At 46.1% G+C, this 2888-nt stretch carries 3 protein-coding genes; 1 reads left to right on the plus strand and 2 read right to left on the minus strand.

The window, feature by feature from the left end:
* Positions 1 to 963: 4-hydroxy-3-methylbut-2-enyl diphosphate reductase (ispH, locus tag R7P67_RS22965; protein WP_318086098.1), on the plus strand; the 963-nt coding region annotated here is incomplete at its 5' end.
* A gap of 76 nt (positions 964 to 1039) precedes the next feature.
* On the opposite strand, the gene btsR is transcribed toward ispH, so the two are convergent.
* A complete protein-coding gene (gene btsR / locus R7P67_RS22970; RefSeq protein WP_005460295.1) occupies positions 1040 to 1768 on the minus strand; it encodes a two-component system response regulator BtsR in 729 nt (242 codons plus the stop codon).
* A gap of 31 nt (positions 1769 to 1799) precedes the next feature.
* The coding region (locus tag R7P67_RS22975) for a histidine kinase (protein WP_318086099.1) at positions 1800 to 2888 on the minus strand (1089 nt) is incomplete at its 5' end.

Raw genomic sequence — 2888 nt, forward strand, 5'->3', positions numbered from 1 at the left:
AGCAATGAAATGAAAATCCTATTAGCTAACCCACGCGGTTTTTGTGCTGGTGTTGACCGTGCGATTAGCATCGTAGAGCGTGCGCTAGAGCTGTATCAGCCACCGATTTATGTTCGCCATGAAGTGGTACATAACCGTTTTGTGGTTGAGGGGCTAAAGCAACGAGGCGCTATCTTCGTTGAAGAGCTACATGAAGTGCCTGACAACAACATCGTGATTTTCTCTGCTCATGGTGTATCGCAAGCGGTTCGCCAAGAAGCAAAACAGCGTGATCTGACGGTATTTGATGCAACCTGCCCATTGGTAACGAAAGTTCATATGGAAGTTGCGCGTGCAAGCCGCCGCAATATGGAAGTGGTTCTGATTGGTCATGCTGGTCACCCAGAAGTCGAAGGTACCATGGGTCAGTACTCAAGCGAAACTGGCGGCATGTACTTAGTGGAAACTCCTGCGGACGTTGAGAAACTAAAAGCGATCGTAAAAGATCCATCGGATCTGCACTATGTAAGCCAAACCACATTGTCTGTCGATGAAACCGCTGATGTGATTGAAGAGCTACGCCGCGTATTTCCTGACATCCAAGGCCCACGTAAAGACGATATTTGTTACGCAACACAAAACCGCCAAGATGCCGTGCGAGAGCTGGCTGGTGATGTGGATGTAATGGTGGTTGTGGGTTCTAAGAATTCTTCAAACTCTACTCGTCTTAAAGAGTTGGCTGAGAAACTTGGCACGCCTGGTTACTTGACGGATTGTCCTGAAGATATCAAGCCAGAGTGGTTTGAAGGCAAGACAAAAGTAGGTGTGACAGCGGGTGCTTCTGCGCCAGAAGAGTTGGTGAATCAGATTCTTGAGCGTATCAAAGAGCTAGTGGGTGCACGCTCAGTCGATGAAGTCTTAGGTCGAGAAGAAAACATGTTCTTCGAAGTACCAAAAGAGCTGCAAATCAAGCAAGTGGACTGATATCCATTTATCGAATATTCAAAAGGCGACCTCAAGGTCGCCTTTTTTGATCGTATGTTTCGCTCATATTCGGCACTTAGTGGCTGATACCTAGCATCTCTTTGAGTACTTTGAGGTAACGACGGCTTACTGGGATCTCAAAGCCTGTTTTAGTGATGATTTCGGCTAGACCATTTTCCAGCAGCTTGATTTCACTGATGGCCTTAATGCTCACTAAATATTGGCGATGACAACGCACTAAGGGCGTTTTTTCTTCCAGTGTTTTTAACGTGAGCTGAGTGCTTGCTGTTTGGCTGGTGGAACGTACATGCACACCGCTAATATCGCTATAAGCACATTCCACCGTCTCGGTTGCCATGATCACAATCCGATTGTGTCCAATACAAGGAATTTGATCCAAAGTATCGGGTGTAATCGCAGACAGTTGTTGAGTTAACGCTGATTGACTGATCACCTTGTTTAGGCGCTTAACGGTTTTGTTCAAGCGGCATGGGTCGACAGGTTTGAGGAGATAATCAAACGCGTTATCTTCAAAAGCTTGGATTGCGTATTGGTCATAAGCGGTAACAAAAACCACATACGGCATGGTTTCAGGATCGAGCATGCCAAGCAGCTCAATCCCGGTCACTTGAGGCATTTGGATATCTAAGAACACCACATCAGGTTTGAGCTCGTTGATTTTTTTGAGGCCCAAGATGGCATTGGACGCATCACCGACCACCTCCACTTGACCTGTTTCATCCAAGAGCTCTGCCAGCTCTTCTCGAGCAAACTGTTCATCATCAATGACGAGTGCGGTTAACATCCAACATTACCTTTATTGCTGCTGATTGGGTTTATGATTTTGGGGGAATGATAAAGCTCATTTTAGTAAATTGATGCGTCACACACGCAATTTTTAGCGCTGAGTCACGCCCAAATTGATTAGTGAGACGTTTGTCTACAATTTCCAAGCCTAAACCTGAGTGGTTGTCTTTTGGTGGCTGGAAACTGCCTGCGTTGTCCTCGACCGTAATCAGGTGTCCTTGAGGGTGCGCTTCGCTGTAAATTTTAACTTTTCCACCTTCAAGCATATTGGAGATGCCGTGTTTGATGGCATTTTCCACCAAGGGTTGAAGTGTGAAACTTGGCAGCTTGATATCGAGCAACTCTGGGTCGATATCTATTTCTACTTCCAAGCGATCCGTGAAGCGTGCTTTTTCGATACTGAGGTAAGAATTGACGTGTGCCAACTCTTCTTTCAGCGTCACCGTATTAATGTTCTGTTTTAAGTTGCTGCGGAAAAAGTGCGATAAATTTTGAATTAATTCGCGGGCTTTATCGGGGTCGCGGCGTGTAATCGCACTGATGGTATTGAGCGCGTTAAACAAAAAGTGAGGGTTTACCTGCGCGTGCAGCAGTTTGATTTCTGCCTGCGCTAACAGCGCTTGTTGTTGCTGATAATCGCCATACAAAATTTGGCTGGAGAGCAACTGAGCTATCCCTTCTGCCATTGACATGTTGGCGGTTGAGAACAGCTTACGCTTAGGTTCATAGAGTTTGATTGTTCCGATGACCGCTTTACCCGCACGCAATGGAATGATCAACGCCGAACCGAGTTTGCAATCTTTCGCCAAAGAACACTGATACGGACGCTCTGTACCATCAAGGTAGATGATGTCATTTTTTTCCATCGAATCTAATGTGCTTTGCGATGAAATAGGCGTATTCGGTCTATGGTGGTCATCGCCAATGCCGACAAACGCCAAAATCTTCTCTTGGTCAGTAATTGCAACTGCGCCAACCTTGGTTTCTTCGTAAATGATACGAGCGATTTTTTCTGCATTCTCGGTGTTAAAACCGTTGCTCAAAATGCCTACGGAGCGATCGGCGATGGTAAGCGCGCGGCGTGAAAAGGTTGCGGAGTACTTTTCAAAAATGGTTTT

It is taken from the genome of Vibrio sp. Vb0937, assembly GCF_033338855.1.